24 protein-coding genes are annotated in these 24,626 nt (G+C 66.5%); 7 read left to right on the top strand and 17 right to left on the bottom strand.

Translation table 11 applies throughout. The features are described from left to right. From pyrC to pip, 7 genes are all read right to left on the bottom strand, one after another. Nucleotides 1-1,284 (bottom strand): dihydroorotase, encoded by a 1,284-nt coding sequence (gene pyrC / locus ACEYYA_RS08010; RefSeq protein ID WP_374799400.1) that lies wholly within the window; start codon nt 1,282-1,284, stop codon nt 1-3. Next, nucleotides 1,281-1,793: a hypothetical protein gene (locus ACEYYA_RS08015; protein WP_374799402.1), complete on the bottom strand. Its 513-nt coding sequence runs from the start codon at nt 1,791-1,793 to the stop codon at nt 1,281-1,283. The genes pyrC and ACEYYA_RS08015 overlap by 4 nt, the downstream gene beginning before the upstream one ends. Then, complete coding sequence (locus ACEYYA_RS08020) at nt 1,790-2,362, bottom strand: aspartate carbamoyltransferase catalytic subunit (protein ID WP_374799404.1); 573 nt, start codon at nt 2,360-2,362, stop codon at nt 1,790-1,792. The genes ACEYYA_RS08015 and ACEYYA_RS08020 overlap by 4 nt, the downstream gene beginning before the upstream one ends. Continuing rightward, the gene (locus ACEYYA_RS08025) at nt 2,359-2,844 is read right to left on the bottom strand and encodes a hypothetical protein (protein WP_374799406.1); all 486 of its coding nucleotides are present in this window, start codon (nt 2,842-2,844) and stop codon (nt 2,359-2,361) included. The genes ACEYYA_RS08020 and ACEYYA_RS08025 overlap by 4 nt, the downstream gene beginning before the upstream one ends. Then, on the bottom strand, nt 2,837-3,799 hold the full coding sequence (locus ACEYYA_RS08030) for an aspartate carbamoyltransferase catalytic subunit (RefSeq protein ID WP_374799408.1): 963 nt from the start codon (nt 3,797-3,799) through the stop codon (nt 2,837-2,839). Before ACEYYA_RS08030 ends, ACEYYA_RS08025 begins: the two co-directional genes overlap by 8 nt. 96 nt (nt 3,800-3,895) lie before the next feature. Next, nucleotides 3,896-4,870, bottom strand: a complete 975-nt coding sequence (locus ACEYYA_RS08035) for a TerC family protein (protein WP_374799410.1) — start codon at nt 4,868-4,870, stop codon at nt 3,896-3,898. A 148-nt stretch (nt 4,871-5,018) separates the two neighbouring features. Next, nucleotides 5,019-6,011: a prolyl aminopeptidase gene (gene pip, locus ACEYYA_RS08040; RefSeq protein ID WP_374799412.1), complete on the bottom strand. Its 993-nt coding sequence runs from the start codon at nt 6,009-6,011 to the stop codon at nt 5,019-5,021. 53 nt (nt 6,012-6,064) lie between these two features. Here pip and ubiG point away from each other — a divergent pair, with 53 nt between their 5' ends. The 4 genes from ubiG to ACEYYA_RS08060 all read left to right on the top strand — a co-directional run bounded on the left by ubiG (nt 6,065) and on the right by ACEYYA_RS08060 (nt 9,808). After that, nucleotides 6,065-6,811 carry a bifunctional 2-polyprenyl-6-hydroxyphenol methylase/3-demethylubiquinol 3-O-methyltransferase UbiG gene (ubiG, locus tag ACEYYA_RS08045; RefSeq protein WP_374799414.1) on the top strand — a complete coding sequence of 249 codons (747 nt, stop codon included), beginning with the start codon at nt 6,065-6,067 and terminating at the stop codon, nt 6,809-6,811. Between the two features lie 186 nt (nt 6,812-6,997). After that, nucleotides 6,998-7,579, top strand: coding sequence for a ubiquinol-cytochrome c reductase iron-sulfur subunit (gene petA, locus ACEYYA_RS08050; protein WP_374799416.1), 582 nt, complete (start codon nt 6,998-7,000; stop codon nt 7,577-7,579). Between the two features lie 11 nt (nt 7,580-7,590). Next, complete coding sequence (gene petB, locus ACEYYA_RS08055) at nt 7,591-8,943, top strand: cytochrome b (protein WP_374799418.1); 1,353 nt, start codon at nt 7,591-7,593, stop codon at nt 8,941-8,943. A gap of 16 nt (nt 8,944-8,959) precedes the next feature. Next, the gene (locus ACEYYA_RS08060; protein WP_374799420.1) at nt 8,960-9,808 is read left to right on the top strand and encodes a cytochrome c1; all 849 of its coding nucleotides are present in this window, start codon (nt 8,960-8,962) and stop codon (nt 9,806-9,808) included. Nucleotides 9,809-9,876: 68 nt separating this feature from the next. Here the strand turns inward: ACEYYA_RS08060 and ACEYYA_RS08065 are convergent, their stop codons facing one another. The 9 genes from ACEYYA_RS08065 to cysQ form a co-directional block, all read right to left on the bottom strand. Further along, nucleotides 9,877-11,274, bottom strand: coding sequence for a nodulation protein NodH (locus ACEYYA_RS08065; protein WP_374799422.1), 1,398 nt, complete (start codon nt 11,272-11,274; stop codon nt 9,877-9,879). A gap of 7 nt (nt 11,275-11,281) precedes the next feature. Next, the gene (locus tag ACEYYA_RS08070; protein WP_374799424.1) at nt 11,282-12,982 is read right to left on the bottom strand and encodes a DUF5927 domain-containing protein; all 1,701 of its coding nucleotides are present in this window, start codon (nt 12,980-12,982) and stop codon (nt 11,282-11,284) included. Further along, nucleotides 12,979-13,989, bottom strand: a complete 1,011-nt coding sequence (locus ACEYYA_RS08075; protein ID WP_374799426.1) for a glycosyltransferase family 2 protein — start codon at nt 13,987-13,989, stop codon at nt 12,979-12,981. The genes ACEYYA_RS08070 and ACEYYA_RS08075 overlap by 4 nt, the downstream gene beginning before the upstream one ends. A 35-nt stretch (nt 13,990-14,024) precedes the next feature. Then, nucleotides 14,025-15,206 carry a glycosyltransferase gene (locus tag ACEYYA_RS08080; RefSeq protein ID WP_374799428.1) on the bottom strand — a complete coding sequence of 394 codons (1,182 nt, stop codon included), beginning with the start codon at nt 15,204-15,206 and terminating at the stop codon, nt 14,025-14,027. Beyond that, a complete protein-coding gene (gene galE / locus ACEYYA_RS08085) occupies nt 15,196-16,185 on the bottom strand; it encodes a UDP-glucose 4-epimerase GalE (RefSeq protein ID WP_374799430.1) in 990 nt (329 codons plus the stop codon). The genes ACEYYA_RS08080 and galE overlap by 11 nt, the downstream gene beginning before the upstream one ends. Continuing rightward, nucleotides 16,185-17,090: a UTP--glucose-1-phosphate uridylyltransferase gene (locus ACEYYA_RS08090; protein WP_374799432.1), complete on the bottom strand. Its 906-nt coding sequence runs from the start codon at nt 17,088-17,090 to the stop codon at nt 16,185-16,187. Before ACEYYA_RS08090 ends, galE begins: the two co-directional genes overlap by 1 nt. 116 nt (nt 17,091-17,206) lie before the next feature. Next, complete coding sequence (locus ACEYYA_RS08095) at nt 17,207-18,484, bottom strand: glycosyltransferase family 2 protein (protein WP_374799434.1); 1,278 nt, start codon at nt 18,482-18,484, stop codon at nt 17,207-17,209. Then, entirely contained in the window at nt 18,481-19,281 is an 801-nt protein-coding gene (locus tag ACEYYA_RS08100; protein WP_374799436.1) for a 3-deoxy-manno-octulosonate cytidylyltransferase, read from the bottom strand. Before ACEYYA_RS08100 ends, ACEYYA_RS08095 begins: the two co-directional genes overlap by 4 nt. 3 nt (nt 19,282-19,284) lie before the next feature. Continuing rightward, nucleotides 19,285-20,085, bottom strand: coding sequence for a 3'(2'),5'-bisphosphate nucleotidase CysQ (cysQ, locus tag ACEYYA_RS08105; RefSeq protein ID WP_374799581.1), 801 nt, complete (start codon nt 20,083-20,085; stop codon nt 19,285-19,287). A gap of 160 nt (nt 20,086-20,245) precedes the next feature. On the opposite strand from cysQ, the gene ACEYYA_RS08110 reads away from it, so the two are divergent. From ACEYYA_RS08110 to dnaJ, 3 genes are all read left to right on the top strand, one after another. Further along, the gene (locus ACEYYA_RS08110; RefSeq protein ID WP_374799438.1) at nt 20,246-21,067 is read left to right on the top strand and encodes an ABC transporter permease; all 822 of its coding nucleotides are present in this window, start codon (nt 20,246-20,248) and stop codon (nt 21,065-21,067) included. Nucleotides 21,068-21,256: 189 nt separating this feature from the next. Beyond that, a complete protein-coding gene (dnaK, locus tag ACEYYA_RS08115) occupies nt 21,257-23,170 on the top strand; it encodes a molecular chaperone DnaK (RefSeq protein WP_374799440.1) in 1,914 nt (637 codons plus the stop codon). A gap of 70 nt (nt 23,171-23,240) precedes the next feature. Beyond that, nucleotides 23,241-24,380, top strand: a complete 1,140-nt coding sequence (dnaJ, locus tag ACEYYA_RS08120) for a molecular chaperone DnaJ (protein ID WP_374799442.1) — start codon at nt 23,241-23,243, stop codon at nt 24,378-24,380. A 6-nt stretch (nt 24,381-24,386) separates the two neighbouring features. Here the strand turns inward: dnaJ and ACEYYA_RS08125 are convergent, their stop codons facing one another. Continuing rightward, complete coding sequence (locus ACEYYA_RS08125; protein ID WP_374799444.1) at nt 24,387-24,569, bottom strand: hypothetical protein; 183 nt, start codon at nt 24,567-24,569, stop codon at nt 24,387-24,389. Nucleotides 24,570-24,626 lie beyond the last annotated feature (57 nt).

The following is a 24,626-nucleotide window of genomic DNA, read 5'->3' on the forward strand; positions in this document are numbered from 1 at the left end:
TTACGTCTCCTGCCCGAAAACGCGGTTGCCGCCGACCCAGGTGCCGATCACCCGACCCTCCATCCGCTGCCCGTCAAAGGGCGTGTTCTTCGATTTCGACAACAGCGCGAAACGATCCAGCACGAACGGCGCATCGGGATCGAACAGCACCAGATCGGCGGGCGCACCAGGGGCCAGGCGGCCCTGCGGCAGGCCCAGCCGATCCGCCGGGTTCAGCGCCATCGCGCGCCAAAGCTGCGGCAGCGACAGGCCACCCTGATGATAAAGCCGCATCGCGGCGGGCAGCAGGGTCTCCAGACCGACCGCGCCGGGGGCTGCCTCCTCGAACGGCAGGCGCTTCGATTCCTCGTCTTGCGGGGTGTGGAAGCTGGCGATCACGTCGATCGTGCCATCGGCCACCGCCTCGACCATGGACAGCCGGTCATCCTCGGATCGCAGCGGCGGGGTCAGCTTGAAGAAGCTGCGGTAATCGCCCAGGTCGAACTCATTCAATGTCAGGTGGTGGATGCTGATCCCGGCGGTGACATCCAGCCCGGAGGCACGAGCGCGGGTCAGCAGCGGCAGGGCGGCGGCGGTGGTGATCTGATCGGCGTGCCAGCGCGCGCCGGCCATCTGCACCAGCCCCAGATCGCGGGCCAGGCCCATCACCTCGGCCATCGGGCTGACGCCCGGCAGGCCGCGCAGCGATGCGAACTTGCCCGAGGTGGCGACCGCGCCTTTCGACAGGCCCGCATCCTGCGGATGGCCGACGATCAGCGCGCCCAGGCCGCGCGCATAGGTCATGCAGCGCGCGAGCAGCTTGGTATCGGTGATGACGCGCACGCCATCGGTGAAGGCCACGGCGCCCGCGTCTTGCAGAAAGCCGATTTCCACCATCTCGCGGCCTTCGCGGCGCTTGGTCAGGGCGGCCATGTGCAGCACGCGCACCGGCACGGTGGCGGCACGATTGGCGGCGAAGGCCAGCGATTCGGGGCTGTCGATGGGCGGCTGCGTATCGGGGCGCACGATGATGGTGGTAACGCCGCCCGCCGCCGCCGCGGCCCCCGCGCTGCCGAAGGATTCCTTGTGACGCTCGCCGGGTTCGCCGACCTTGACGCCCCAGTCGACGATGCCCGGCGCCAGGCATTTGCCGCCGCCGTCGATGATCCGCGCGCCGTCGGGGGCGGGGCCGTTGAGCGCCTGGATCACGCCATCGGCGACGGTCAGCGTGCCGGGCGCGTCGGTCAGCGCCTGCGGGTCGATCAGGCGGATATTGGTGAAATGCAGGGGGGTGGGGGTCGTCATCGCAGGGCCTCGATCACGCGGCGAACGCCGTCGGCGTCCTTGACATGGGAAAGTTCGACCGCCGCCCCGGCGCGCACCGGCACGATCAGCGTGCCAAGGCCGGGGGTCGGCTCGGCGCGCACGGTGGGCAGGCTGCCGGGCACGCGGGTGGCGCGGCTGATCTGCGCGGGCTTGCCCTGTGCGACCAGCACCCGGCGGTCGGTGATCGCATATTGGCGGCGGCGCAGGGTTTGCGCGCGTTGGTGCATCTGCCGGAACGGGATGCCGGTGACGAACAGCGCCACCAGCACCACCACCAGCCAGACCAGCACGGCGGTATCCGACAGGCTGTCCGGCCCCCAGGCGTTGCGCGCGATGATCACACCGCTCAGCGCCACGGCCCCAAGCGCGCCGATGATCCATTCGGCAGCCGAGGGCAGGATCAGCCGCATCGCCGGGGTGGCGCGGCCCTGCCAAAGCAGGATCTCATCCGGTTCCAGGTGCTTTTGCCAGGGGATCGGGGCGATCATGGGCGGTCCTTCTTGCGGGCGCGGGCCTGAATGTCGCGCATCATCGTGGCGACGGATGCGGCATCGGGGATGTCGACAAAGCCCGCGCGGGGGGCGCGGACTTCGGTCCAGCCCGACCAGTCGCGGGGCTGGCCGGTGGTGAACCACAGGCTGCCGCGGCCATCCGGGCCGCCGGTCTGGTCAAGCTCGATCAGCGTGTCGGCGGTGATCGGGTATGAGGCCAGCCGCCGCCCCTGCCCCGGCGCGTCGGTGGCGACAAAGGCGCGCCGGTCGGTCAGCGTATAGAAGCGGCGGCGGCGATCCAGCGCGGCCAGCAGCGTGGGTTGCGCCACTTGCCACAGGCCAATGCCCAGAAACGGCAGTCCAAAGGCCCAGCCAAAGCCCCCCGATTGCGCGACGCCGCGCATCCAGAACAGCGAAAAGCCGATGAACACCAGGCCGATCAACAGTTCGGGCAGGCGGGCCGTGTCCAGCCGGGCGCGACCCTCGGGGCGGCCCTGCCACAGGATCGCCTCGTCCTGGTCGAGGATGCCCTGCCAGCCATCGCCCGTGATCTGGGGGGCGGTCATCGCGGCGACCGGTTGGCAGCGCGGGCGGCGCGGGCGGCTTCGATCGTGTCGATCACCGCCTGCGGGTCGGCCAGGTGCTTCATCAGATGCTTGGCACCATCCGCGGTGACGACCTGCACATCCCCCCACAGGCGGCGCAAGGCCTTGATCTCCAACAGGTTCACGACGCGACCCTGGGGGCCGATCAGGCGCCGGTCGGTCAGTTGCCAACGGCGGGCGAAGACCTCGGACCGCAGGAAGATGCCGCGAAAGGCGACGGCTGCGATGACGCCCAGCACCGCGGCCCAGATCGTGTGCAGCCGCCCCAGGGCGAACAGCACCACCGTTGCCGCGATCACCCCAAGCCCCGCCATGTTGACGTGATCGCGCAGATAGCGGGCGCGGTCGGGGGTGAAGATCGCCTGCACCCGTTCGCCATCCAGCAGCGGCGCTTCCGAGGCCGGGCCGGGGCGATAGTTCTGGACCGGATCGCGTTCAAACATGATCGCCCGCCGCCTGACGCCCACGTTCGGCCCGCAGGTTGCGCGCCAGCAGATCCATGCAGGCCATGCGCACGGCCACGCCCATCTCGACCTGATCCTGAATGACGCTGCGGTTGATGTCATCGGCGATGGTGCCGTCGATTTCCACGCCCCGGTTCATCGGGCCGGGATGCATGACGATGGCATCGGGCTTGGCCCCTGCCAGCTTGGCCGCGTCCAGCCCCCAGCGGTGGTAATATTCGCGCTCGGACGGGATGAAGCCGCCGTCCATCCGCTCCTTTTGCAGGCGCAGCATCATCACCACATCGGCATCGGCCAGACCGGCCTGCATGTCCTCATGCACCTCGACCCCCAGATCGCCCACGCCCGAGGGCATCAGCGTCGCCGGCCCGACCAGACGGATACGGTTTTCCATCTTGCCCAGCAGGATCAGGTTCGACCGCGCGACCCGCGAATGGGCGATGTCGCCGCAGATCGCCACGGTCAGGCGCTGGATGCGACCCTTGGCGCGACGGATGGTCAGCGCGTCCAACAGCGCCTGGGTCGGGTGTTCGTGCTTGCCGTCGCCGGCATTCAGCACCGCGCAATTCACCTTTTCCGCCAACAGGTTGACGGCCCCCGAATGGGGATGGCGCACGACCAGCAGATCGGGGTGCATGGCGTTCAGCGTCAGCGCGGTGTCGATCAGCGTTTCGCCCTTTTTGACGCTGGATTGCGCCACGGCCATGTTCATCACGTCAGCACCCAGACGCTTGCCCGCCAGTTCAAAGCTGGCTTGGGTGCGGGTCGAGTTTTCGAAGAACATGTTGATCTGCGTCATCCCGGCCAGGGCATCGGTGCGCTTGACGGTGCGGCGGTTCAGATCGACGTAGCGATCGGCCAGATCCAGGACGGTGACGATCTCATCGGGGGCCAGATGCTCGATCCCCAACAGGTGACGCGCGCGGAATGACATGGAACCCCCCATCGGCCAGATCGCGCCCTCTATCGCAAATGCGGGGCCAAGCGGCAAGGGAAAGGCCGCACCACCGGGGTGCGGCCTGATCCTGTGTCAGCCCTGGCGGCCCCGCGCGGTGCGCAGCAGCGACACCACGATACCCGACGCCAGCAGCGCCAGGGTGATGCCCAGCGACAGCCCCGGCGGGAACTTGGCCCAGCCCATCAGATCGGCGATGAACACCTTGGACCCGATGAAGATCAGCAGCACCGCCAGCGCATATTTCAGATAGGCAAAGCGGTGCATCACCGCCGCCAGCGCGAAATACAGCGCCCGCAGCCCCAGGATCGCAAAGATGTTCGAGGTATAGACGATGAACGGGTCGGCGGTGATGGTGAACACCGCAGGCACGGAATCGACGGCAAAGATCAGGTCCGCGATCTCGATCATCACCAGGGCCAGCAGCAGTGGCGTGACGTAACGGACCATGCGCCCGCTGCGCGGATCGGGCTTGCGCACCACAAAGGCATTGCCATGCAGCCCGTCGGTTACCCGCAGATGCCGGCGCAGGAACAGCAGCAGCCGGTTGTTGGACAGATCGTGGTCGCCCTCATCGGTGAACAGCATCTTGATGCCGGTCAGGATCAGGAACACCGCAAAGACATACAGCACCCAATCATAATGCGTCACGATCGCCGCCCCCAGGCCGATCATGATGCCGCGCAGCACGATCACCCCCAGGATACCCCAGAACAGCACCCGGTGCTGATAGGCGCGGGGGATAGCGAAGAACGAAAAGATCAGCGCGATGACAAAGATGTTGTCCATCGCCAAGGTCTTTTCGACGACAAAGGCGGTCAGGTAATGGGCTGTCGGCTCCCACCCCTTTTGCCAATAGACAAAGCCGGAAAAGGCCAGGCCCAGGGTGATATACATGGCCGACAGGGTCAGGCTGCGGCTGACGCCGATTTCCTTATCGCCGCGGTTCAGCACGCCCAGATCCAGTGCCAGCAGCACGATCACCAGCGTCAGAAAGGTCAGCCACATCCACAGCGGCGTGCCCATGAACAAGGTGGTTAGCAGGTCCATCATTCCCTCGTTGGTTATCCCGCCCAAGGGAAGCCGCCGGGCCACCATCGAGCGCACTCGATGCGGTCCGACATCACAGCTTTCGCCGTCAGAGGGGCCCGGTCCCGCAACGCCGAGATAGGCGATGGCGGCGCGCCGTCAAGGGGGTTCAGATGTTGGGCGCGCGCAGCCGGTCCATGACCTGAACCAGCGCCTGTGCGATGCCGGGTTCCGACAAGGCATGGCCCGCGCCCGCGATCAGGTGCAGCCGCGCGGCGGGCCAGTCGCGCGCCAGTCGGGCGGCGGCGGCGGGCGGGCAGATCATGTCCAGCCGTCCCTGCACAATGTCGGCGGGGATGTGGGCGATGCGCGGCAGATCGCGCAGCAACTGGCCATCCACATCGAAAAAGCAGCCATTATGGAAATAGTGGTTTTCCAGCCGGGCAAAGGCGCGGACGTAATCGGCGGGCGGGTCGCCCAGCGGCACCTCGGGCCCGGCCGAGGCAAGGGCGTTTTCCCAGGCAGCCCAGGCGCGGGCGGCGCGCAGCTCGGTCGCGTGATCGCCACAGAACAGGCGGCGGTGATAGGCGGCGATCAGGTCGTTGCGTTCGTCGGGCGGGATCGGCGCCAGAAACCGCGCCCACAGGTCGGGGTAAAAGGTCGCCGCGCCGCCGCCATAGAACCAGTCGAGTTCCGCCCTGGTCCCCAGAAACACGCCGCGCAGCACCAGGTGGCGCACCACGGCGGGATGGGCCTGCGCATAGGCCAGCGCCAGCGTCGCCCCCCAGCTGCCGCCGAACACCGTCCAGTCGGCAATGCCCAGATCGCTGCGGATCCGCTCGATATCGGCGATCAGGTGCCAGGTGGTGTTCGCCTGAACGCTGGCATGAGGTTGCGACCTGCCGCAGCCGCGCTGATCGAACAGCACCACCCGCCAATGGCCGGGGTCGAAATAGCGCCGCATCATCGGGCTGCACCCGCCCCCCGGTCCGCCATGCAGCACCACCACCGCCGGGCCATCCGGATTGCCGCATTGTTCGACATGGATCACATGGCCGTCGCCCATATCCAGGAAACGGCTGTCGAATGGCGCGATGGCCGGGTAAAGTGCCCCGTAAAGGGCACCGGGGCCTGCGCGTTTATGCCCTGCGGACCTGTCCATCGGGGCAGTATATGCGGGAACGCACCGGGCCGCCATGCCGGAAGGAGACAGCGATGCGCCAGACCACCACGATCGACCCCGCCGAAGTCGCCAAGTTCGAGGCGATGGCCGCCGAATGGTGGGATCCGAACGGCAAGTTCCGCCCGCTGCATCTGATGAACCCGGCGCGGCTGGATTACATCACCCGCCAGTTGGCCGCGCAATTCGGCCGCGATCTGGCCCAGCCGCTGCCGCTGGCGGGGCTGCGGGTGCTGGATATCGGCTGCGGCGGCGGGCTGTTGTCGGAACCGCTGGCCCGGCTGGGGGCCGATGTCGTGGGTGCCGATGCGGCGGCGGGCAACCTGCCGGTGGCGCGGCTGCACGCCGAACAGCAGGGGCTGACCATCGACTATCGCCACACCACGGCCGAGGATCTGGCGGCGGCGGGCGAATCCTTCGATCTGGTGCTGGCGATGGAGATCGTCGAACATGTCGCCGATCCGGCGGGCTTTCTGGCGACCTGCGCGGCGATGGTGCAGCCGGGCGGGATGCTGATCACCTCGACCCTGAACAAGACGCCGCAAAGCTGGCTGGCGGCGATCCTGGCGGCCGAATGGCTGCTGCGGTGGTTGCCGCGCGGCACCCATGACTGGGCGCGGTTCATCGCCCCCGACGATCTGGCGGCGATGATCGCCCAGGCCGGGCTGGCCGTCGTCGACCGCAAGGGCATGGTCTATCACCCGGTCAGCCGCCGCTGGTCCTTGTCGGCCAGCGACCTGTCAGTGAACTATGTGATCGCCGCCACCCGCGACCCCGCCTGACGGGAGGCTGTGGCTGCGGCTGTGGCTGCGGCGCAATGCCCCGCCGTGCCGGGCCATGATCGGGCGCATCGCGCTGGACTGACAGATATTTGAACGCTAGAAACCGGTCCAACGGCTGCGTTTCGACGCGGCCCGGCAAGTCGTATCGCGGCCCCGTCCCGGCAGGGCCATGACAAGGAGAGGCGCATGTCCCACGTAGACGATCACGCAGGTCAAACGCCCGAGGGGACTCGGCGCGATTTTCTGTATTATGCCACGGCGGGGGCCGGGGCCGTTGCGGCCGGTGCCGCCGGCTGGACCCTGGTCAACCAGATGAACCCCTCGGCCGATGTTCAGGCGCTGTCCTCGATCCATGTCGACGTGTCGGGCGTGGGTGTGGGCACCCAGCTGACCGTGAAATGGCGCGGCAAGCCGGTGTTCATCCGCCGCCGCACCCCCGAGGAAATCGAGGCTGCCCGCGCCGTGTCGCTGGATGACCCGACGATGATCGACAAGGCGTCCGAAAACGCCAACAAGCCGGGCACCGACGCCGCCGACCAGAACCGCACCCTGGACGAAGCCGGCGAATGGCTGGTGATGATCGGCGTCTGCACCCATCTGGGCTGCGTGCCGATGGGCAATGCCTCGGGTGATTTCGGCGGCTGGTTCTGCCCCTGCCACGGCTCGCACTACGATACATCGGGCCGCATCCGCAAAGGCCCGGCGCCGCGTAACCTGGACGTGCCGATCGCCGAGTTCACCGACGAAACCACGATCAAGCTGGGCTAAGGGGGTTAAGCATGTCTGGTATTCCGCACGACCATTATGAGCCCAAGACCGGCGTCGAACGCTGGCTGCATCGGCGCCTGCCGATCGTCGGGCTTCTGTATGACACCCTGATGATCCCGACCCCCAAGAACCTGAACTGGTGGTGGATCTGGGGCATCGTCCTGGCCTTCTGTCTGGTGCTGCAAATCGCCACCGGCATCGTGCTGGCGATGCACTACACGCCGCATGTCGACCTGGCGTTCAAAAGTGTCGAACACATCATGCGCGACGTGAACGGCGGCTACATGCTGCGTTACCTGCACGCGAACGGCGCCTCGCTGTTCTTTCTGGCGGTCTATATCCACATCTTCCGGGGGCTGTTCTACGGCAGCTACAAATCCCCGCGCGAAGTGACCTGGATCGTCGGGATGCTGATCTACCTGTGCATGATGGGCACCGCCTTCATGGGCTACGTGCTGCCCTGGGGCCAGATGTCGTTCTGGGGTGCCACGGTCATCACCGGCCTGTTCGGCGCGATCCCCGGCATTGGCGACGCGATCCAGACCTGGCTGCTGGGCGGCCCGGCGGTCGACAATGCCACGCTGAACCGCTTCTTCAGCCTGCACTATCTGCTGCCCTTCGTGATTGCTGCCCTGGTCGTCGTCCATATCTGGGCCTTCCACCACACCGGCAACAACAACCCGACCGGCATCGAAGTCCGCCGCACCTCGAAAGCCGAGGCCGAGGCCGACACCCTGCCCTTCTGGCCGTATTTCGTCATCAAGGATCTGTTTGCTTTGGCGCTGATCCTGGTCGGCTTCTTCGCGGTCGTGGGCTTCATGCCGAACTATCTGGGCCACCCGGACAACTATATCCAGGCGAACCCGCTGGCGACCCCCGCACATATCGTGCCGGAATGGTATTTCCTGCCCTTCTACGCGATCCTGCGCGCCTTTACCGCCGATGTCTGGGTGGTGATCCTGGCCAACAAGCTGTCCTTCGGCATCATCGACGCCAAGTTCTTCGGCGTGCTGGCGATGTTCGGCGCGATCCTAGTGATGGCGCTTGCGCCGTGGCTGGATACCTCGCGCGTGCGGTCGGGTCGGTACCGGCCGATGTTCAAATGGTGGTTCTACCTGCTGGTCATCGACTTCGTGGTGCTGATGTGGGCGGGTGCCATGCCGGCCGAGCCGCCCTATTCGACCATCTCGCTGATCGGGTCGGCTTACTGGTTCGCCTACTTCCTGGTGATCCTGCCGCTCTTGGGCATCATCGAAAAGCCCGAGCCGATGCCCTCGACCATCGCCGAGGACTTTGAAGACCACTATGTCCATGACTCGCATGACGGCAGCGACCCGCTGGCCGCCCGCGTGCCGGCCGAATAAGAAAGGATCAGGCATCATGAGAAAGACCCTTCTTGCGGCCGCTGCGGTTCTGCTGACCGGCACCGGCGTGGCGCTCGCCGCCGGTGCGCATACCGAGATCCATGACGTGAACTTCAGCTTTGAGGGTCCGTTCGGGAAGTTCGACCAGCATCAGCTGCAGCGCGGCTTGCAGGTCTATACCGAGGTCTGCTCGGCCTGCCACGGGATGCAATTCGTCCCGCTGCGCAGCCTGTCGGACCCGAATGGCCCCGGCCTGCCCGAAGATCAGGTGCGCGCCTATGCCGCCAACCTGACCATCATGGACGCCGAAACCGGTGAGGAGCGCCCGCGCGCCCCCACCGACATGTTCCCCTATGTCGCTGATGTCGACGGCACCGGGCCGGACCTGTCGGTCATCGCCAAGGCACGGGCCGGGTTCCACGGGCCTTATGGCACCGGGATCGCCCAGTTCTTCAAGGGCATCGGCGGGCCGGAATATCTGTATTCGCTGCTGACCGGCTATCATGAAAACCCGGCCTGCGCGCCGGACGGGGTGGATGGCTTCTATTACAACGTCGCCTTCGCCGCGGGTTCCGTGCCTGATAGCTGCAAGGACGAACACGGCGTGTCGACCGTGCCCGGAAGCTGGATCGCAATGCCGCCGCCGGTCAGCGACGACATCGTGACCTATGCCGATGGCACCCCGGCGACCGCCCATCAGATCGCCGAGGACATTTCGGCCTTCCTGATGTGGACCGCCGAACCCAAGATGATGGACCGCAAGCAGGTCGGCTTCGTCTCGGTCGTGTTCCTGGCGCTGCTGACGACGCTTCTGTATCTGACCAACAAGCGGCTGTGGGCGCCGCACAAGCGCCGTAGCGCCTGATCAGGCAGAGCAATGAAAAGGGGCCGCGCGGGATCACCGCGCGGCCCTTTGCTTTGACGGCTGGGGGCTTACAGCCCGCCGTCCGCGAAGCCGAACAGCAGGTAATCGCGCGGCCAAGCGGCGCGGGCGGCCTGATCCAGCTCGGCGTCGCGGATCGCGGCCAGCGGCACCACGTCGTCATCGGCGGCCGCGGCATAGGCTGGCGCGTCGGGAAACAGCGCCGCCAGCAGGCGCGGCAGATCGGCCTCAGGCAGGACCAGATCCGGCGGCGCGAACTGGCCAAAGCCCTGGATCACCTCGGCCTGGCTGGCCCAGGCGGGATCGACGCGCACCGGCGTCTGCCCCGCCAGATTGGCACGTAGAAAGGTCAGGAACGCCAGGAAAGCGGTGCGGAACGCCTCGGGCTTCATCTTCTCGACGCGATCCAGCGGCGGCAGCTTGGCCTTGTAGCGGTCCGAGACATGATCGCGGATCGCCGGAAAGGCGCCGCGCACGATCAGGTCGGTGAAGACCCGATGCGCCCGCACCAGCGGATGCCGCACCACCGTCAGGCGGCGGTGGCCGGGCCGGGCCTGCATCCACTGCCGCAGATCCTTTCGCGCGAAATTGCCCCGCAGGGCCGCGCCGCCGTTACAGGCGGTCAGCCAGGCCGCCATCCCGGCCTCGGGCCCGCCGCGCACCGGCATGAACAGCAGGCCCGCATCGTCGGCGGCGACAAAGCTGGGGACGTTCGGCCCGCGACGGGGTTCAAAACTGGGCGTGCGCGACAGGTTGAACCGGTCCAGCCGGGCCAGCGACTGTTCCATCTGGTCGAAGTTGGCAACCTTCAGCGCCAGTTCCTCGGGGTTTTGCGGCACGATCTGCACGCCGCCAGTCGGCATTCCATCGGCAAAGCCCAGCCAGCGCGCCAGGCCGTCCAGCACCTCACGGTCGTGCAGGTCGTCATAGTTCAGATAGAACGCCGTCTGCCCCGTGGTTTGCAGCCGGTGCAACACCCGCAGCTGGAAATCCTGCTGGGCGGCCAGATGCGCCTCGAAATCGGCGGCGTCAAACACCGCTTGCGCGGCGCGGCGGCGGCGGCCATCGGAAAGCCGCCATTGGCCGGTGGTGCGGGCGATTTGCAGGCTGACCCAGCTTTCCACCGGGTTGCGGGTCAGCACGATCTTGGCGATGCGCGGATCGTCCATCATCGGCTCAAAGATGCGCGGGTCATGATCGTGGAAATAGCGAAAGCCCGTCATCCCCGGCGCGGCCCGCATCCGGCGCAGCAATTCCAGCGGGTCGGCATCGCGTTCGTCCCGTGTCATGCCCAGCAGGATTTCGGTCTTGGGATGGCCGAACATCGTCGGATTGAACGCCTCACCATGCGAGGTCAGGCCGGGAAGCCGCCGCAGCTGTTCCTCAAGCAGGTTCGATCCGGTGCGCATACCGGCCAGCATGATGAAGCCGTCAAAGGGGGATGTCATGGAAACCTCATGCGGATGGCGGCGCGGGGTCGGGCAGGATCTCGGCATCGTCGAAATCGCCCATCAGTTCCGGGCGCAGGCCCTGATTGCGCAACTGCTGAAGGAAGCGGCCAAAGCCGGTCAGATCATGCGCGCCCAGCGGCGGCCCCATCGACAGCGCGTCACCGGGTTGCAGGTCGCGCACCAGCCCTTGAAGCCGCTGCGAGGGGTTCTGCATGAAATCCGACAGCGTCCAGACCTGAACCCGCGCCCGCCGCCAGATCGTGTCGATGATCTTCATCTGCTGGGTCTGGATGCGTTGCAGCCGCGCCGCCTCGCGCCAGATGCTTGCGACGGGCTTGCCCGACAGATACAGCGGCACCGCCCAGGCGCCGGTAATCAAATGGATCGTGGCATTCGGATCGGCGACCATGAACCAATACAGGTCGGATGGCATCCGGTCGCGGGCCGAGGCCAGGATCACCTGCCGTTCACCCCGGCCATTCCAGATCAGACTGGTCAGAAAGGCGCGCGGGTTGTAATCGCGCAATTCGGGATGGGCCGGGATCGCGCCGTCAAAGATCGGCACTTCACCCGCGAAATCAACCTGTTCGCGGTCGAACAGATGGCCGTGGACCCGCCCGATATGCCGCCGCGCCAGCCAGCCTTTCAGATCGGGGAAAACATCCGAAAAGCCCTGGAACACCACATAGGGATAGGCGGACGACCGCGCCTCGAAGCCTTTGCGGGGAAAGCGGCTTTGCATGTAAAGCCCGGCGCGCCCGAACTTTCGCCGTTCGACCGACTGGTTGAAGATGCGGTCGATGCGGCCGCTGTCGGGGGCGACGCGGCGCACCGGCTGGTCGGTGTGTGTCGGCGTGGTCAGGAAGGTCTGATAAAGCCGTTCGGCATGGGGCCAGACCTTGCGCACCACGAACAGTTCTGACCGGCGCAGCAGCTCCAGATGGTCGTCGTAGAAGATATGCGGCAGGCCCGACATGTCGAACTTGTTCAGCGTCAGCGACCGGCTTTCGATGCGGCGGGCATGGCGGCGGGCAAGGGTCTGGAAATAGCTTTCGTCGGGAATCCAGACGCCTTTGAAATACCGCTCGAACTCGGCCCGGCGGGGGTCGTCCAGCACCCGTCGCAGGGTCTCGCGCGTCAGGCACGACCATTGCGAACCCAGATGCGGGTTCAGCCCGTCGGGGATGCGGCGGCGCAGCCCAATGCGGCGTTGCAGCGCCACATAGTGATCGAACAGCCGCCGGTTGTGCCGCCACGAGAAGGGGAAGAACAGGGTGAAGCGTTCGTCCTCCAGCCCGCCCTTGGCCCAGGCGGCCTCGGATGTCACGACGCTTTCGATGAAATCGGTGTCGGGATGGGCGTCCAGATAGGCGGCCAGTTCCGCCAGCGGCCGCAGCGGCAGGCAGGCACCCGAGGCCAGGAACACATGCGTCACCTCGGGGTGGCGGGCCAGCATCTGCGCCGCGCCTTCCTGTGCGGCGGCGACCAGGCCCCAGCTTCCCCAGGTCGACCGATGGCGCGCAATGAAGCTGACGCGATCGCCCAGATCGGCCAGCCCCGCGCGCAGGGTCTGATCCACCTTGTCGGCGGCGGCATCGACATGGATAACCACCGGCGCCCCCTGCCCGACCCAATGGCGCACCACCTGGATCGCGCGTTGCGGCGCGGTGTGGCACATCATCACGAAGCCGATGCAGGCCGTCATGCCCAATCCCCCTTGGACATCAGCCCCAGAATCTCAAGCTGGCGCCAGTTCACATATTGCTGCGAGGCCGGGCACCACAGATCAGGCTGGCGGCCAATCTGCTGGGAATAGGCGTAATACTCGCGGCTGTCGGCATAATGCTGTTGGCGGGCCATTTCCTCGGTCACCTTGTCGCCCAGCACCGACAGGAACTTGGTGTGCAGCAAAAGACCCGAGGCGCGCTCGCCCCCTTCGGTATCATAGACGGCGTTCAGCCCGCGCGGCAGCAGCATATGGGTCGAGCTGACATAGGCATAGCGGCGGTTCCAGCGCACCAGCGGGATCTTGTTCAGCGCGGGCGCGGCGCGGGGGTTGTCGGCAAAGAACATCCGCGCGCGCGGGCCACCCTGAATCCACAGGTTGCCATAGCGCTTGTTGCGGCTGATCGTATAATTCCCGGCGTCGAACCAGCGGGCGATCTGCATCGGGTCGCTGCCCTGGGTATAGGGATGGGCGTCGATCGGCCCCTTGGGATACATGTCCAGCAGCATCGCCGGAAAGGCCGGCACGTCGCGGCTGTCCAGCCAGTCGGTCAGCGCCCGCAGCGGGCGGGTGTCGCAGAACGGGTAGATCAGGAACTCATCCGGGTCGACGGTCAGGCACCAATGGCCGTGGCCGTGGCGGATCAGCAGCCAGGTCAGCCAGTCCATCCCGAACCGGGCATCCTTGTAGCTGGCCTTGGTCGTCCACAGCGACACGTCGGGCTGTTCGGCCAGCCACTCGCGCCCGCCATCATCCGAGTCGTTGTCGACGATCAGGAACCAGTTGACCCCGCGCGCGCGGTAGTAATCCAGGAAATAGGGCAGGCGCGGGGCTTCGTTGCGGATGGTGGACAGCACCAGCAAGTCACGTGGCCGGATCTGGGGGGTGCGGTCGGTGACGGCGCGCAGCGCGTGACGGCTGCGAAAGCCCCGCCACAGCAATTGCCGGCGTTCCACCCGTCGCATGTAGGATTGCACCAGCCCCACTGAACCTGACCCTGAAAACCTTTTGTTGCCGTTGGTTAGCCCGCTGGACCGCCGTCCGACAAGACCAGATTGAAGTGATCGGACCACCGAGGCAAGGCCGGATAGGCCGGGCGCGCGCGGGGCCGCGCGGCGGCTGCTGCGATGGCATCGGCCCAGGCTGCCGCATCGCCCCAGGGCAGGGTGGTGACGGCATCGCCCAGAAACTCGGTCGCCGTGGGCAGCGGTGCGGCCAGCACCGGCACCCCCAGATCGGCGGCCTCAAGCATGGGCAGTCCCACCCCCTCGGCCAGCGAGGGCATCAGCAACCCGTGCGAGGCCGCGATCAGCCGCGCCAGTTGCGCATCCGACAGTCCTGCCGCCTGAACCACCGGGCCGTCCGGGGGCAGCGCGTCCAGCCGTGCCAGCAGCGACGGCGTGGCCCAGCCGCGCCGACCCAGGATCAAGAGGCCCGGCACCCGATCCATGCGGCGGGCCAGCAGATCCCAGGCGTCCAGCAGCAGGGCATGATTCTTGCGCGGCTCGATGGTGCCGACAGTGACAAAGAACGGCGCCTTGGGCGGCAGGCCGGGGGGCAGCGGGGTCTGGTCGTGGCCCGGTGCGGGCGGCACCACGCCCAGGGGCGCGGTGAGGATGGGCGGGCAAGGCACGCCCAGCCGCGCCGACCAGCGGCGCAGATCGTCGGCCGTCAGCGCCGAATTGGCGATCAGCCGGTCGGCGCCGGTCAGCGCGGCGATCAGCTTGGCACGAAAGCGGGCGGGCTGATCCTCGGCCTGGTGCTGGGGCAGGTCCAGCGGGATCGTGTCGTGGATCATCACCTGGACCCGCAGCCCCGCCCGGCGCAGCGCCGCCAGACCGCGCGGGCGCAGGTTCACATGACCGGTGTTCAGGTAATCGCCGCCGCCGGGCAGCCAGCGACGGATCAGCCGCGGCACCCACAGGTCGGGCGCGCCCCCCAGCCGCTGCGCCGCCAGCCGCGCGCGCAAGCCGCCCGGATCCGCCTGACCGTCGATCACCGCCATCAGCAGCGCCCCCGCCTGCCCCGGCAGCAGAACCGAGACCGGCGCGCGCCGCCACCACAGGAACAGCGCCCGGTCGTCGCGGGCGATCAGTTCGCGAAGATAGGCGGCCTCGACCCGGTCGACGCCGGTCAGCGGGCGCCCGTCCAGCCGGTCGACCAGACGGGTGATGTCCAGCAGCCAGGCGGGCCTAGCCGCCATTATGGCCGGTCTGGTGCCAGCGCCAGGCATCGGCGATCATCACCGGCAGGGTTGACCGACTTGGCGACCAGCCCAGTTCCGACAGCGCCCGTTCGCTGCCCGAGACCAGCTTGACCGCATCGCCCGCGCGGCGTTCACCGATGGTGATCGGCACTTCGCGCCCGGTCACGGCCTCGGCGGCGTCGATCACTTCGCGCACCGAAAAACCGCTGCCGGTGCCCAGGCAGAACACCCGGCTGCCGCGCCCGGCCTCAAGCCATTTCAGGCCCAGCACATGCGCTTCGGCCAGGTCCATGACATGCACATAATCGCGGATGCAGGTGCCGTCCGGTGTCGGATAATCGGTGCCGAACACCGTCAGCGCGCCGCGTTGGCCGTCGATGGCCTGAAGGATCAGCGGGATCAGATGGGTTTCGGGGTCGTGGCTTTCACCGATCTGCGCATCGGGATCGGCACCGGCTACGTTGAAATAGCGAAAGATCACGCTGTTCAGCCCGTCCGACGCGCCGAAATCGGTCAGCATGTCCTCGATCGCGCGCTTGCTGGCGCCATAGGCATTCAGCGGCGTCTGCGGGGTGTTTTCATCCAAAAGCACCCCGTCATGATCGCCATAGGTCGCGCAGGTCGATGAAAAGACAAAGTTTTTCACCCCTGCCGCGACCGTCGCCTCGATCAGGTTCAAAGAGGCGGCCACATTGCCCCGCCAATACAGGCCGGGCTTGGCCATCGCCTCACCGACCAGCGAGCGGGCGGCAAAATGCATCACCGCGACCGGGCGGTATTCGGCGAACACCTGATCCAGCCGGGCGCGATCCATCAGGTCGCCCTCGGCAAAGGGGCCGAACTGGACGGCGCGGCGAAAGCCGGTTTGCAGGTTGTCAAAGGTGACCGGGGTGTAACCGCTGGCCGCCAGAACCTTGCAGGCATGGGCGCCGATGTAACCGGCGCCCCCGGTGACCAGAACCGCCGGACCCGCCATCAGGCGCGATCCTTGCCGGTCAGCCCCATCGCCACGATGTCGTTCAGATAGGCCGCGAACTCTGGCCCCAGTTCGGCGCGCGCCAGGCCAAAGGCGACGGTCGCTTGCAGATAGCCCGCCTTGGACCCGCAATCGAACCGCTGGCCCTTGAAGCGCAGGCCGAACACGTCGCCGCCCGCCGCGATTTCATCGGCGATGGCGTCGGTCAACTGGATCTCGCCGCCCGCGCCCTCTTTCATGCGGTTCAGGTGGTTCAGGATGTTCGGCGCCAGGATGTAGCGCCCGATCACCGCCATGTTCGACGGCTGGGTGCCCGGCGCGGGCTTTTCGACCATGCCGCGGGCGCGGACGATGTTGCCGTGATCCTCGGCCACGTCCAGCACGCCGTAGGCCTGGGCTTTGTCGGGGGCGACCTCCATCGTGGCGACCATGCTGCCGCCGGTGTCCTGATAGGCCTCGACCATCTGCTGAAGGCAGGGCGGTTCGCCGGTGATGATGTCATCGGTCAGCACCACGGCGAAGGGTTCGTCCGGCGAGATCAGGCGGCGCGCGCACCAGACGGCGTGGCCCAGCCCCATCGCCTTGTGTTGGCGGACATAGGCGATTTCGCCCGAATCCATGTTGGTCGACCGCAGGATGTTCAGCAGGTCGGTCTTTTTGGTGCGGATCAGGGTGTTTTCCAGCTCATGCGCGTGGTCGAAGTAATCCTCCAGCGCCCCCTTCCCGCGCGAGGTGACAAAGATGAACTCCTTGATGCCGGCGGCGCGGGCCTCATCAATGGCGTATTGGATCAGCGGACGATCCACCAGAGTCATGATTTCCTTCGGAATCGACTTGGTGGCAGGCAGGAAGCGGGTTCCCAGACCGGCCACGGGAAAGATGGCTTTCGTCACTTTGCGGTTCATCGCAGCAATACCTTTGTCACCCTTTGTGATCGGGTTGCTATGCACCCGACGCCCGCATTTCGCAAGTATTTGCGGCAGGGGCATGACATTCTGACACGGTGAAAATGCGGGGTTTTCTACCCTTTGGCGGCTTCTGGCCGACGGGCGGCGGCCATTGTGGCCGTTTCCCGCGCCAGCCGGGTGGCAAAGCCCGCGCGCCATGGGCGGGCGAGGCCAGGATGCGACAGGCCCCACAGGCCGCCCGCCTGTTCCCAGAACCCCTCCGGGTCAAAGCGCAGCCGGTGCGGCAGGCTGGTGCGGCTGAACAGGAACAGCGTGACAAGCGCGCCATCCGCCGCCGCCTGCCGCGCCTGATCGCGCAGCCGCGCCTGGTTCCAGCGCCGCCCGGCGATGATCCGGCGCGGGCGGTCGGTGCGGGTGGGAAAGCGCAGAAAGCCGGGCGGGGCCGGGATCGGCTGGCCGGGGTCCAGCGGGCGGCTGCGGCCCTGATCCAGCCCGGCGCGCAGCGTGGCCAGCACCATGGCCACCTGCCCCGGCTGCAACGTCCCGGCCAGCATCTGCGCGATCAGGCGGCGGCGTTCCGCCGCGATCAGCGCATCGGCCAGCGGCGCGTGATCCTGCCCCGGCGCGTGCCGCCGCCAGAAACAGGCGGCCGAGGCGCCGATCTCGGTCAGGTCCACGGTCACCCGCTCGGCGGTGCGGCGGATGCTTTCAGCCGCGCCATGCAGCACCTGCGCATCCGGCACGACCGCCGCCCAGCCCCCCGCCGCCGCCAGCCGAAGGTTCACGTCCGTCTCATCCAGGTGATAGCGGTGGTGGCTGGCAAAACCGCCGATCGCCGCAAGGGCATCGCGGCGAAAGGCGCAATTCGTGCCGATGGTCGAGATCGCGCGGCCATCCCCCGGCGGTGGATAAAGGTGCGTTTCCATCGGCGCCTCAAAGCGGCTGGTCAGGCCGCTGGCATCGACCGTCCCGGCGCGGAACTGCCAGCGCATGCCATCACGCCCGCGCACCACGCCACCCGCCGCCGTGACGCGCGGATCGGCAAAGGGCGCGGCGATCTTGCGCAGCCAGTCGGGTTCGGGGATCGCATCGTCATCGACAAAGGCCACCACCTGCCCCGCCGCCTGCGCCAACCCCAGATTGCGCGCGGTCGAGATGTTGGCCTGATCGAACACCACCGCCTTGACCGCCATCCCTGCGGTCAGCGCCACGCTTGCGGGATCGGCGACCACGATCACCTCGGCCAGGGGATGATCCATCAACGTCACCGCCCGCAGGCAGCGCGCCAGCTCGGCGGGCCGGTGGCGGCTGACGATGACCAGGCTGGTGGGCAGCGGTTCGGCAAGGATCGACAGCGGCCAGCCCTGCGGCGCGGCTGGCCGGGGCGTCATGGCATGCCCATCTGCGCCATCATCGCCTCGATCCGGGCGACGTCCTGGGGGTTGTTCAGTTCCCAGAACTGGCGGCCACGGGCGTCGACCTGCACGCATTTCACCATGCGGCCGTTCTCCAGAAAGCGCAGTTGTTCCAGCCCCTCAAGCGTTTCCAGCGGACCCATCGGCCAGCCCGGATAAGCGGCCAGCGCGGCGGGGCGATAGGCATAGACGCCGACATGGTGAAACACCGGGGTCGCGGCCTCGGGCGGGTAATCCTGACCGGTGAAGGGGATGACTTCCTTGCTGAAGTAAAGCGCCCGCCCGCCCGTGCCAAAGACCGCGGTGGTGCCGCCCACGCGGCCCTCGCGGCGGTCGGCCAGCAAGCTGGCCAGCATCGCGCCTTCGCAGCGCAGCACCGGGGTGGCGATCTCGGCATCGGGATCGGCGCGCAGGGCGGCAATCAGATCCGACAGGAACCACGCCGGGGTCAGCGGCGCATCGCCTTGCAGGTTGACCACGATGTCATGGCTGCCGCCCAGCACCTCATGCGCCTCGGCGCAGCGTTCGGTGCCGTTGCGGCAGGTGGTCGCGGTCATCACCACCTGCGCGCCGAAGCCTTCGGCGTGGTCGCGGATGCGGTCGTCATCGGTGGCCACCACCACACGGTCGATCCCCGGCACCGCCATCGCGGCATCCCAACTGCGCCGGATCAGACTGCGCGCGATACCCTGCGCGCCGCGCAACTCCACCAGCGGCTTGCCCGGATAGCGGGTCGAGGCATAGCGCGCCGGGATGACGATCAGAACGGACATGGCTCAGCCCTGCTGCAAAAGAACGCCCGGCGCATAGGCGATGAAGAACGGGTTTTCAAAGCCGGGCTTGCCATAGGCCAGCGGGCTGTGATCGTCGAACCGCACCACCTGGCCGCCCGCCGCGCGCAGCACCGCATCGCCCGCCGCCGTATCCCATTCCATCGTGCGGCCCAGACGCGGGTAAAGGTCGGCCTCGCCCGTCGCCACCAGACAGAACTTCAGCGAGGAACCGGCGCTGGTCATGTCGCGCACGGCATAGGCAGCGATATAATCGTCGGTGGCCTGGTCGCGATGCGATTTCGACGCGACGACCATCAGCCCGCGATTGTCGGGATGCACGTTCACGCCGATCGGGCGGGTCTCGCCCTGGGTGTCGGGGTCGAAGGGGCCGATCTCCTCGACCGCGCCGCCCTCGGGCAGGGTCAGGAACAGGCGTTCCCTGGCGGGGGCATAGACCACGCCCAGCACCGGCACGCCATCTTCGACATAGGCGATGTTCACGGTGAAATCGCCCCGGCGCTGGACGAACTCTTTCGTGCCGTCCAGCGGATCGACGATCAGGAAGGTGCTGACCGACTGGGCGTGACTTGCGGCCTGTTCCTCGGTCACCAGCGGGATGCCCGGAAAGGCCGCGCGCAGGCCGGCGGCGATCAGCGCATCGGCGGCCTCATCGGCCTCGGTCACCGGCGAGGCGTCGGATTTCGTCCGCACCTCGAAGTCAGGGGCGGCATAGATCTGCATGATCCGCGCGCCCGCCAGCACCGCCAGACGGCGCAATTCGGTCATCATCACGGCATGATCCATCATCGGTCCTTTCACCTGGCCGCCGCGATCACCACGCCGTGAGGGCCGCACGGGCCGTCGGCGTTGCCGCGACTGTTCCTGTTCCTTATGATGCGGCGTCAACGAAGGGGCAAGGTTTGCCTGCCATGCTGGCCCCCGACTCAGCCAAGGTGTGCCCCGCATGTTTTCCCCCCACCGGCCAAGGAACTTCTTCGAGGCGACGACGACCACCCTGGGTCTGATCTATGACACCACGGTCAAGTCGCTGCGCAACGCCCACGGCAACCCGATCATCGGGCTGCTGCTGACTTTCGTGCAGGCCCTGGTGATGGCGGGCGGGTTCTTTCTGATGTTCTGGGTGATGGGCATCAAAAGCTCGCCCATTCGCGGGCCTTATGTGATCTATCTGCTGACCGGCGTGTTCATGTTCATGAACCACACCGCCGCCATCGGCGCGGTGGCGGGCGCACCGCGCGCCAGCTCCTCGATGATGCTGCACGGGCCGATGAACCCCGCCATCGCCATCGCCGCATCGGCGCTCACCGTGCTTTACAAGCAGACGCTGATCTTTTCGGTGATGATCTACGGCTATCATGTGCTGGTCGAGCCGGTGCATTTTGAAAACCTGCCCGCCGCCATGGGCATGTTCATGCTGGCTTGGTTTTCCGGCATTTCCGTCGGGCTGATCTTTTATGCTGCGACGCCCTGGGCGCCGACGCCGATGGGGCTGCTGACCACCGTCTATCAGCGTGCCAACATGATCTTTTCGGGCAAGCTGTTCGTGGCCAACGTTCTGTCGGCCAAGATGCTGGCGATGTTTTCCTGGAACCCGCTGTTTCACATCACCGACCAGACGCGCGGCTTTGTGTTCATCAACTACGAACCCTATTTCACCTCGGTCAGCTATCCGCTGAAAGTGTCGATGGTGCTGTTCATGATCGGCCTGATGGGTGAGTTCGTGACCCGGCAATCCATCTCGGCCAGCTGGGGCGCGGGCAAGTGACGCTTCCGCACGGTTCTGCACCGATGCCGTGCGTTTCGCCGGGGCCGAACGCTTGCAGGGTCAAAACCCCTTGCCTATATACCCTGCGAAGCCGGTCCGGGACGTTCCGGGCCATCTGAATGGGATCTGGGCGTGGGGGCCGTCCCCGGACCTGCGTCCGTCATATCGCCGGAAGAAGAGGTATTACACATGGCCAAAGTCATCGGGATTGACCTTGGAACCACCAACAGCTGCGTGGCCATCATGGATGGGTCGCAGCCCAAGGTCATCGAAAACGCCGAAGGCGCCCGCACCACCCCCTCGGTCGTGGGCTTTACGGAAAGCGAACGTCTGGTCGGCCAGTCGGCCAAGCGCCAGGCGGTCACCAACCCGTCGAACACCGTGTTCGCGGTCAAGCGCCTGATCGGCCGCCGCACCACCGACCCCGAGGTGGAAAAGGACAAGAAACTGGTGCCCTATGCCATCGTTGACGGCGGCAATGGCGACGCCTGGGTCGAGGTCCGTGGCGAGAAATATTCCCCCGCGCAGATCAGCGCGATGATCCTTCAGAAGATGAAGGAAACCGCCGAATCCTATCTGGGCGAAAGCGTGACGCAGGCGGTCATCACCGTTCCCGCCTATTTCAACGACGCCCAGCGTCAGGCCACCAAGGACGCCGGCAAGATCGCCGGTCTGGACGTGCTGCGGATCATCAACGAACCGACCGCCGCCGCCCTGGCCTATGGCCTGGACAAGAAAGACACCAAGACCATCGCCGTCTATGACCTTGGCGGCGGCACCTTCGACATCACCATTCTGGAAATCGACGACGGCCTGTTCGAGGTCAAATCGACCAATGGCGACACCTTCCTGGGTGGCGAAGATTTCGACATGCGCATCGTGAACTACCTCGCCGAGGAGTTCAAAAAGGAACATGGCGTCGATCTGACCGGCGACAAGATGGCGCTTCAGCGTCTCAAGGAAGCCGCCGAAAAGGCCAAGATCGAGCTGTCGTCCAGCACGCAGACCGAGATCAACCAGCCGTTCATCAGCATGGACAAGAACAGCGGCACGCCGCTGCACATGGTGATGAAGCTGACCCGCGCCAAGCTGGAAAGCCTGGTCGGCGACCTGATCAAGCGCACGATGAAGCCGGTGCAGGACGCGCTGAAAGACGCCGGCCTGTCGAAAGGCGACATCGACGAGGTGGTGCTGGTCGGCGGCATGACCCGGATGCCCAAGGTGATCGAGGAAGTGACCAACTTCTTCGGCAAGGATCCCCACAAGGGCGTCAACCCCGATGAGGTCGTGGCGCTCGGCGCGGCCATCCAGGCTGGCGTTCTGCAGGGCGACGTCAAGGATGTCGTGCTGCTGGACGTGACCCCGCTGAGCCTGGGCATCGAAACCCTGGGCGGCGTGTTCACCCGCCTGATCGACCGCAACACCACGATCCCGACGAAGAAGTCGCAGATCTTCTCGACCGCCGAGGATAACCAGAATGCGGTGACGATCCGGGTGTTCCAGGGCGAACGCGAAATGGCGGCCGACAACAAGCTGCTGGGTCAGTTCAACCTGGAAGACATCCCGCCCGCGCCGCGCGGCATGCCGCAGATCGAGGTCACCTTTGACATCGACGCGAACGGCATCGTCTCGGTTTCGGCCAAGGACAAGGGCACCGGCAAGTCGCAGAACATCACCATCCAGGCCTCGGGCGGTCTGTCCGATGCCGATATCGACCGGATGGTGAAGGACGCCGAAGCCAATGCCGAAGCCGACAAGAAGCGCCGCGAACTGGTCGAGGTGAAGAACCAGGCCGAAAGCCTGATCCACTCCACCCGCAAGTCGCTGGACGAACACGGCGACAAGGTTGATGGCTCGACCGTCGAGGCGATCGAACTGGCCATTGGCGCGCTGGAGGAAGCGCTGAAATCCGAGGACGCCGGCAAGATCAAGGGTGGCATCACCAACCTGACCGATGCCGCGATGAAGCTGGGCGAGGCGATCTACAAGGCGCAGCAGTCCGAGGGCGAAGCCCCCGAGGCTGACGAGGATGCCCCGCGGTCGGTTGACGACGATATCGTCGATGCCGATTTCGAGGATCTGGGCGACAACAAGCGCAAGTAAGCGCATCTGACCAAACGCCGGTCCGCGCATCCCCGCGGGCCGGCGCTGCCATTGCCGGGGGGCCTGAAGGTTGGCAAAACGCGACTATTACGACGTTCTGGGGGTCGCCCGCGGGGCCTCGCCCGAGGAAATCAAGAAAGCCTATCGCAACAAGGCGAAAGAGCTTCACCCCGACCGCAACGGCGGCAATCCCCGCGCCGAGGCCGACTTCAAAGAGGTGAACGAGGCCTATGACTGCCTGAAGGACGACCAGAAAAAGGCGGCCTATGACCGTTTCGGCCACGCGGCCTTTGATGGCGGCATGGGCGGTTTCGGGCGCGGCGGGCGCGGCGATTTCCAATCCGCCTTTTCCGACGTGTTCGAGGATCTGTTCGGCGATTTCATGGGCGGTCGCGGCGGCCAGGGCGGGCGCCCGCGCGCGCAACGCGGCGCCGATTTGCGCTACAACCTGCGTATCGACCTGGAAGAAGCCTATCTGGGCGTGCAGAAAACCATCGACGTCCCCGGCTCGACGCCCTGCGACGCCTGCCATGGCACGGGCGCCGAAGGCGGGTCGGAGCCGGTCACCTGCCCGACCTGCGCGGGCATGGGCAAGGTCCGCGCGCAGCAGGGCTTTTTCACCGTCGAACGCACCTGTCCCACCTGTAACGGTGCCGGTCAGGTGGTCAAGAACCCCTGCAAATCCTGCCACGGCGCGGGCCGCATCGAACGCGACCGCAGCTTGGCGGTGAACATCCCCGCCGGTGTCGAAACCGGCACCCGCATCCGCCTTGCCGGTGAGGGCGAGGCCGGCCTGCGCGGCGGCCCTCAGGGCGATCTTTACATCTTTATCGAGGTCAAACCCCACGCCATCTTCCAGCGCGACGGCCAGGTGCTGTTCTGCCGCGTGCCGGTCAGCATGGCCACCGCCGCCCTGGGTGGCGAGGTCGAGGTGCCGACCATCGACGGCGGCAAAAGCCGGGTCAAGGTGCCTGCGGGCAGCCAGACCGGCCGCCAGATGCGCCTGCGCGGCAAGGGAATGCCGCCCCTGCGCGGCCGCGACGACAATGGCGACATGTTGATTGAACTGTCGGTCGAAACCCCGGTCAACTTGACTGCCCGCCAGCGCGAATTGCTGCGCGAGTTTGAACAGATCGAGGCCGACAACAACCCGCAGGGCAACAGTTTCTTTCAGAAAGTCAAAGGCTTCTGGGAGGGAATGGGAAGCTGACCGGGCCTATGCCCGCTCGCCCCGCTCGATCCGCAGAAACTGCGTCAGGCGCGTGTTCCGGTCATCCCGGCCGCGCCTTTTGCCCATCTCGGGCGCGGCCTTGTCCTGCGCCTCACGCTCGATCCGGGTGAAATGCTTCAGCCGTGCGGTGGATGGTCCGTGATCGTGATCCAGCGGTCTTTGGGTCATGGCATCCCCCTTTCCCCCGGCCATCCTATCACATCGGCGCGGCAAAATCAGCCGGGT

This window comes from Paracoccus zhouxuedongae, assembly GCF_041927815.1.
GTDB lineage: Bacteria > Pseudomonadota > Alphaproteobacteria > Rhodobacterales > Rhodobacteraceae > Paracoccus.

Coding starts and splice junctions, on each gene's coding strand:
- petB (WP_374799418.1), top strand. CDS start 7,591: ATGTCTGGTATTCCGCACGACCATTATGAGCCCAAGACCGGCGTCGAA.
- ACEYYA_RS08025 (WP_374799406.1), bottom strand. CDS start 2,844: ATGTTTGAACGCGATCCGGTCCAGAACTATCGCCCCGGCCCGGCCTCG.
- ACEYYA_RS08060 (WP_374799420.1), top strand. CDS start 8,960: ATGAGAAAGACCCTTCTTGCGGCCGCTGCGGTTCTGCTGACCGGCACC.
- pyrC (WP_374799400.1), bottom strand. CDS start 1,284: ATGACGACCCCCACCCCCCTGCATTTCACCAATATCCGCCTGATCGAC.
- ACEYYA_RS08090 (WP_374799432.1), bottom strand. CDS start 17,090: ATGAACCGCAAAGTGACGAAAGCCATCTTTCCCGTGGCCGGTCTGGGA.
- ubiG (WP_374799414.1), top strand. CDS start 6,065: ATGCGCCAGACCACCACGATCGACCCCGCCGAAGTCGCCAAGTTCGAG.
- ACEYYA_RS08095 (WP_374799434.1), bottom strand. CDS start 18,484: ATGACGCCCCGGCCAGCCGCGCCGCAGGGCTGGCCGCTGTCGATCCTT.
- ACEYYA_RS08020 (WP_374799404.1), bottom strand. CDS start 2,362: ATGACCGCCCCCCAGATCACGGGCGATGGCTGGCAGGGCATCCTCGAC.
- petA (WP_374799416.1), top strand. CDS start 6,998: ATGTCCCACGTAGACGATCACGCAGGTCAAACGCCCGAGGGGACTCGG.
- ACEYYA_RS08110 (WP_374799438.1), top strand. CDS start 20,246: ATGTTTTCCCCCCACCGGCCAAGGAACTTCTTCGAGGCGACGACGACC.
- ACEYYA_RS08125 (WP_374799444.1), bottom strand. CDS start 24,569: ATGACCCAAAGACCGCTGGATCACGATCACGGACCATCCACCGCACGG.
- ACEYYA_RS08070 (WP_374799424.1), bottom strand. CDS start 12,982: ATGACGGCCTGCATCGGCTTCGTGATGATGTGCCACACCGCGCCGCAA.
- galE (WP_374799430.1), bottom strand. CDS start 16,185: ATGGCGGGTCCGGCGGTTCTGGTCACCGGGGGCGCCGGTTACATCGGC.
- ACEYYA_RS08065 (WP_374799422.1), bottom strand. CDS start 11,274: ATGACATCCCCCTTTGACGGCTTCATCATGCTGGCCGGTATGCGCACC.
- ACEYYA_RS08100 (WP_374799436.1), bottom strand. CDS start 19,281: ATGTCCGTTCTGATCGTCATCCCGGCGCGCTATGCCTCGACCCGCTAT.
- ACEYYA_RS08030 (WP_374799408.1), bottom strand. CDS start 3,799: ATGTCATTCCGCGCGCGTCACCTGTTGGGGATCGAGCATCTGGCCCCC.
- ACEYYA_RS08015 (WP_374799402.1), bottom strand. CDS start 1,793: ATGATCGCCCCGATCCCCTGGCAAAAGCACCTGGAACCGGATGAGATC.
- dnaK (WP_374799440.1), top strand. CDS start 21,257: ATGGCCAAAGTCATCGGGATTGACCTTGGAACCACCAACAGCTGCGTG.
- ACEYYA_RS08080 (WP_374799428.1), bottom strand. CDS start 15,206: ATGGCGGCTAGGCCCGCCTGGCTGCTGGACATCACCCGTCTGGTCGAC.
- pip (WP_374799412.1), bottom strand. CDS start 6,011: ATGGACAGGTCCGCAGGGCATAAACGCGCAGGCCCCGGTGCCCTTTAC.
- cysQ (WP_374799581.1), bottom strand. CDS start 20,085: ATGGATCATGCCGTGATGATGACCGAATTGCGCCGTCTGGCGGTGCTG.
- ACEYYA_RS08035 (WP_374799410.1), bottom strand. CDS start 4,870: ATGGACCTGCTAACCACCTTGTTCATGGGCACGCCGCTGTGGATGTGG.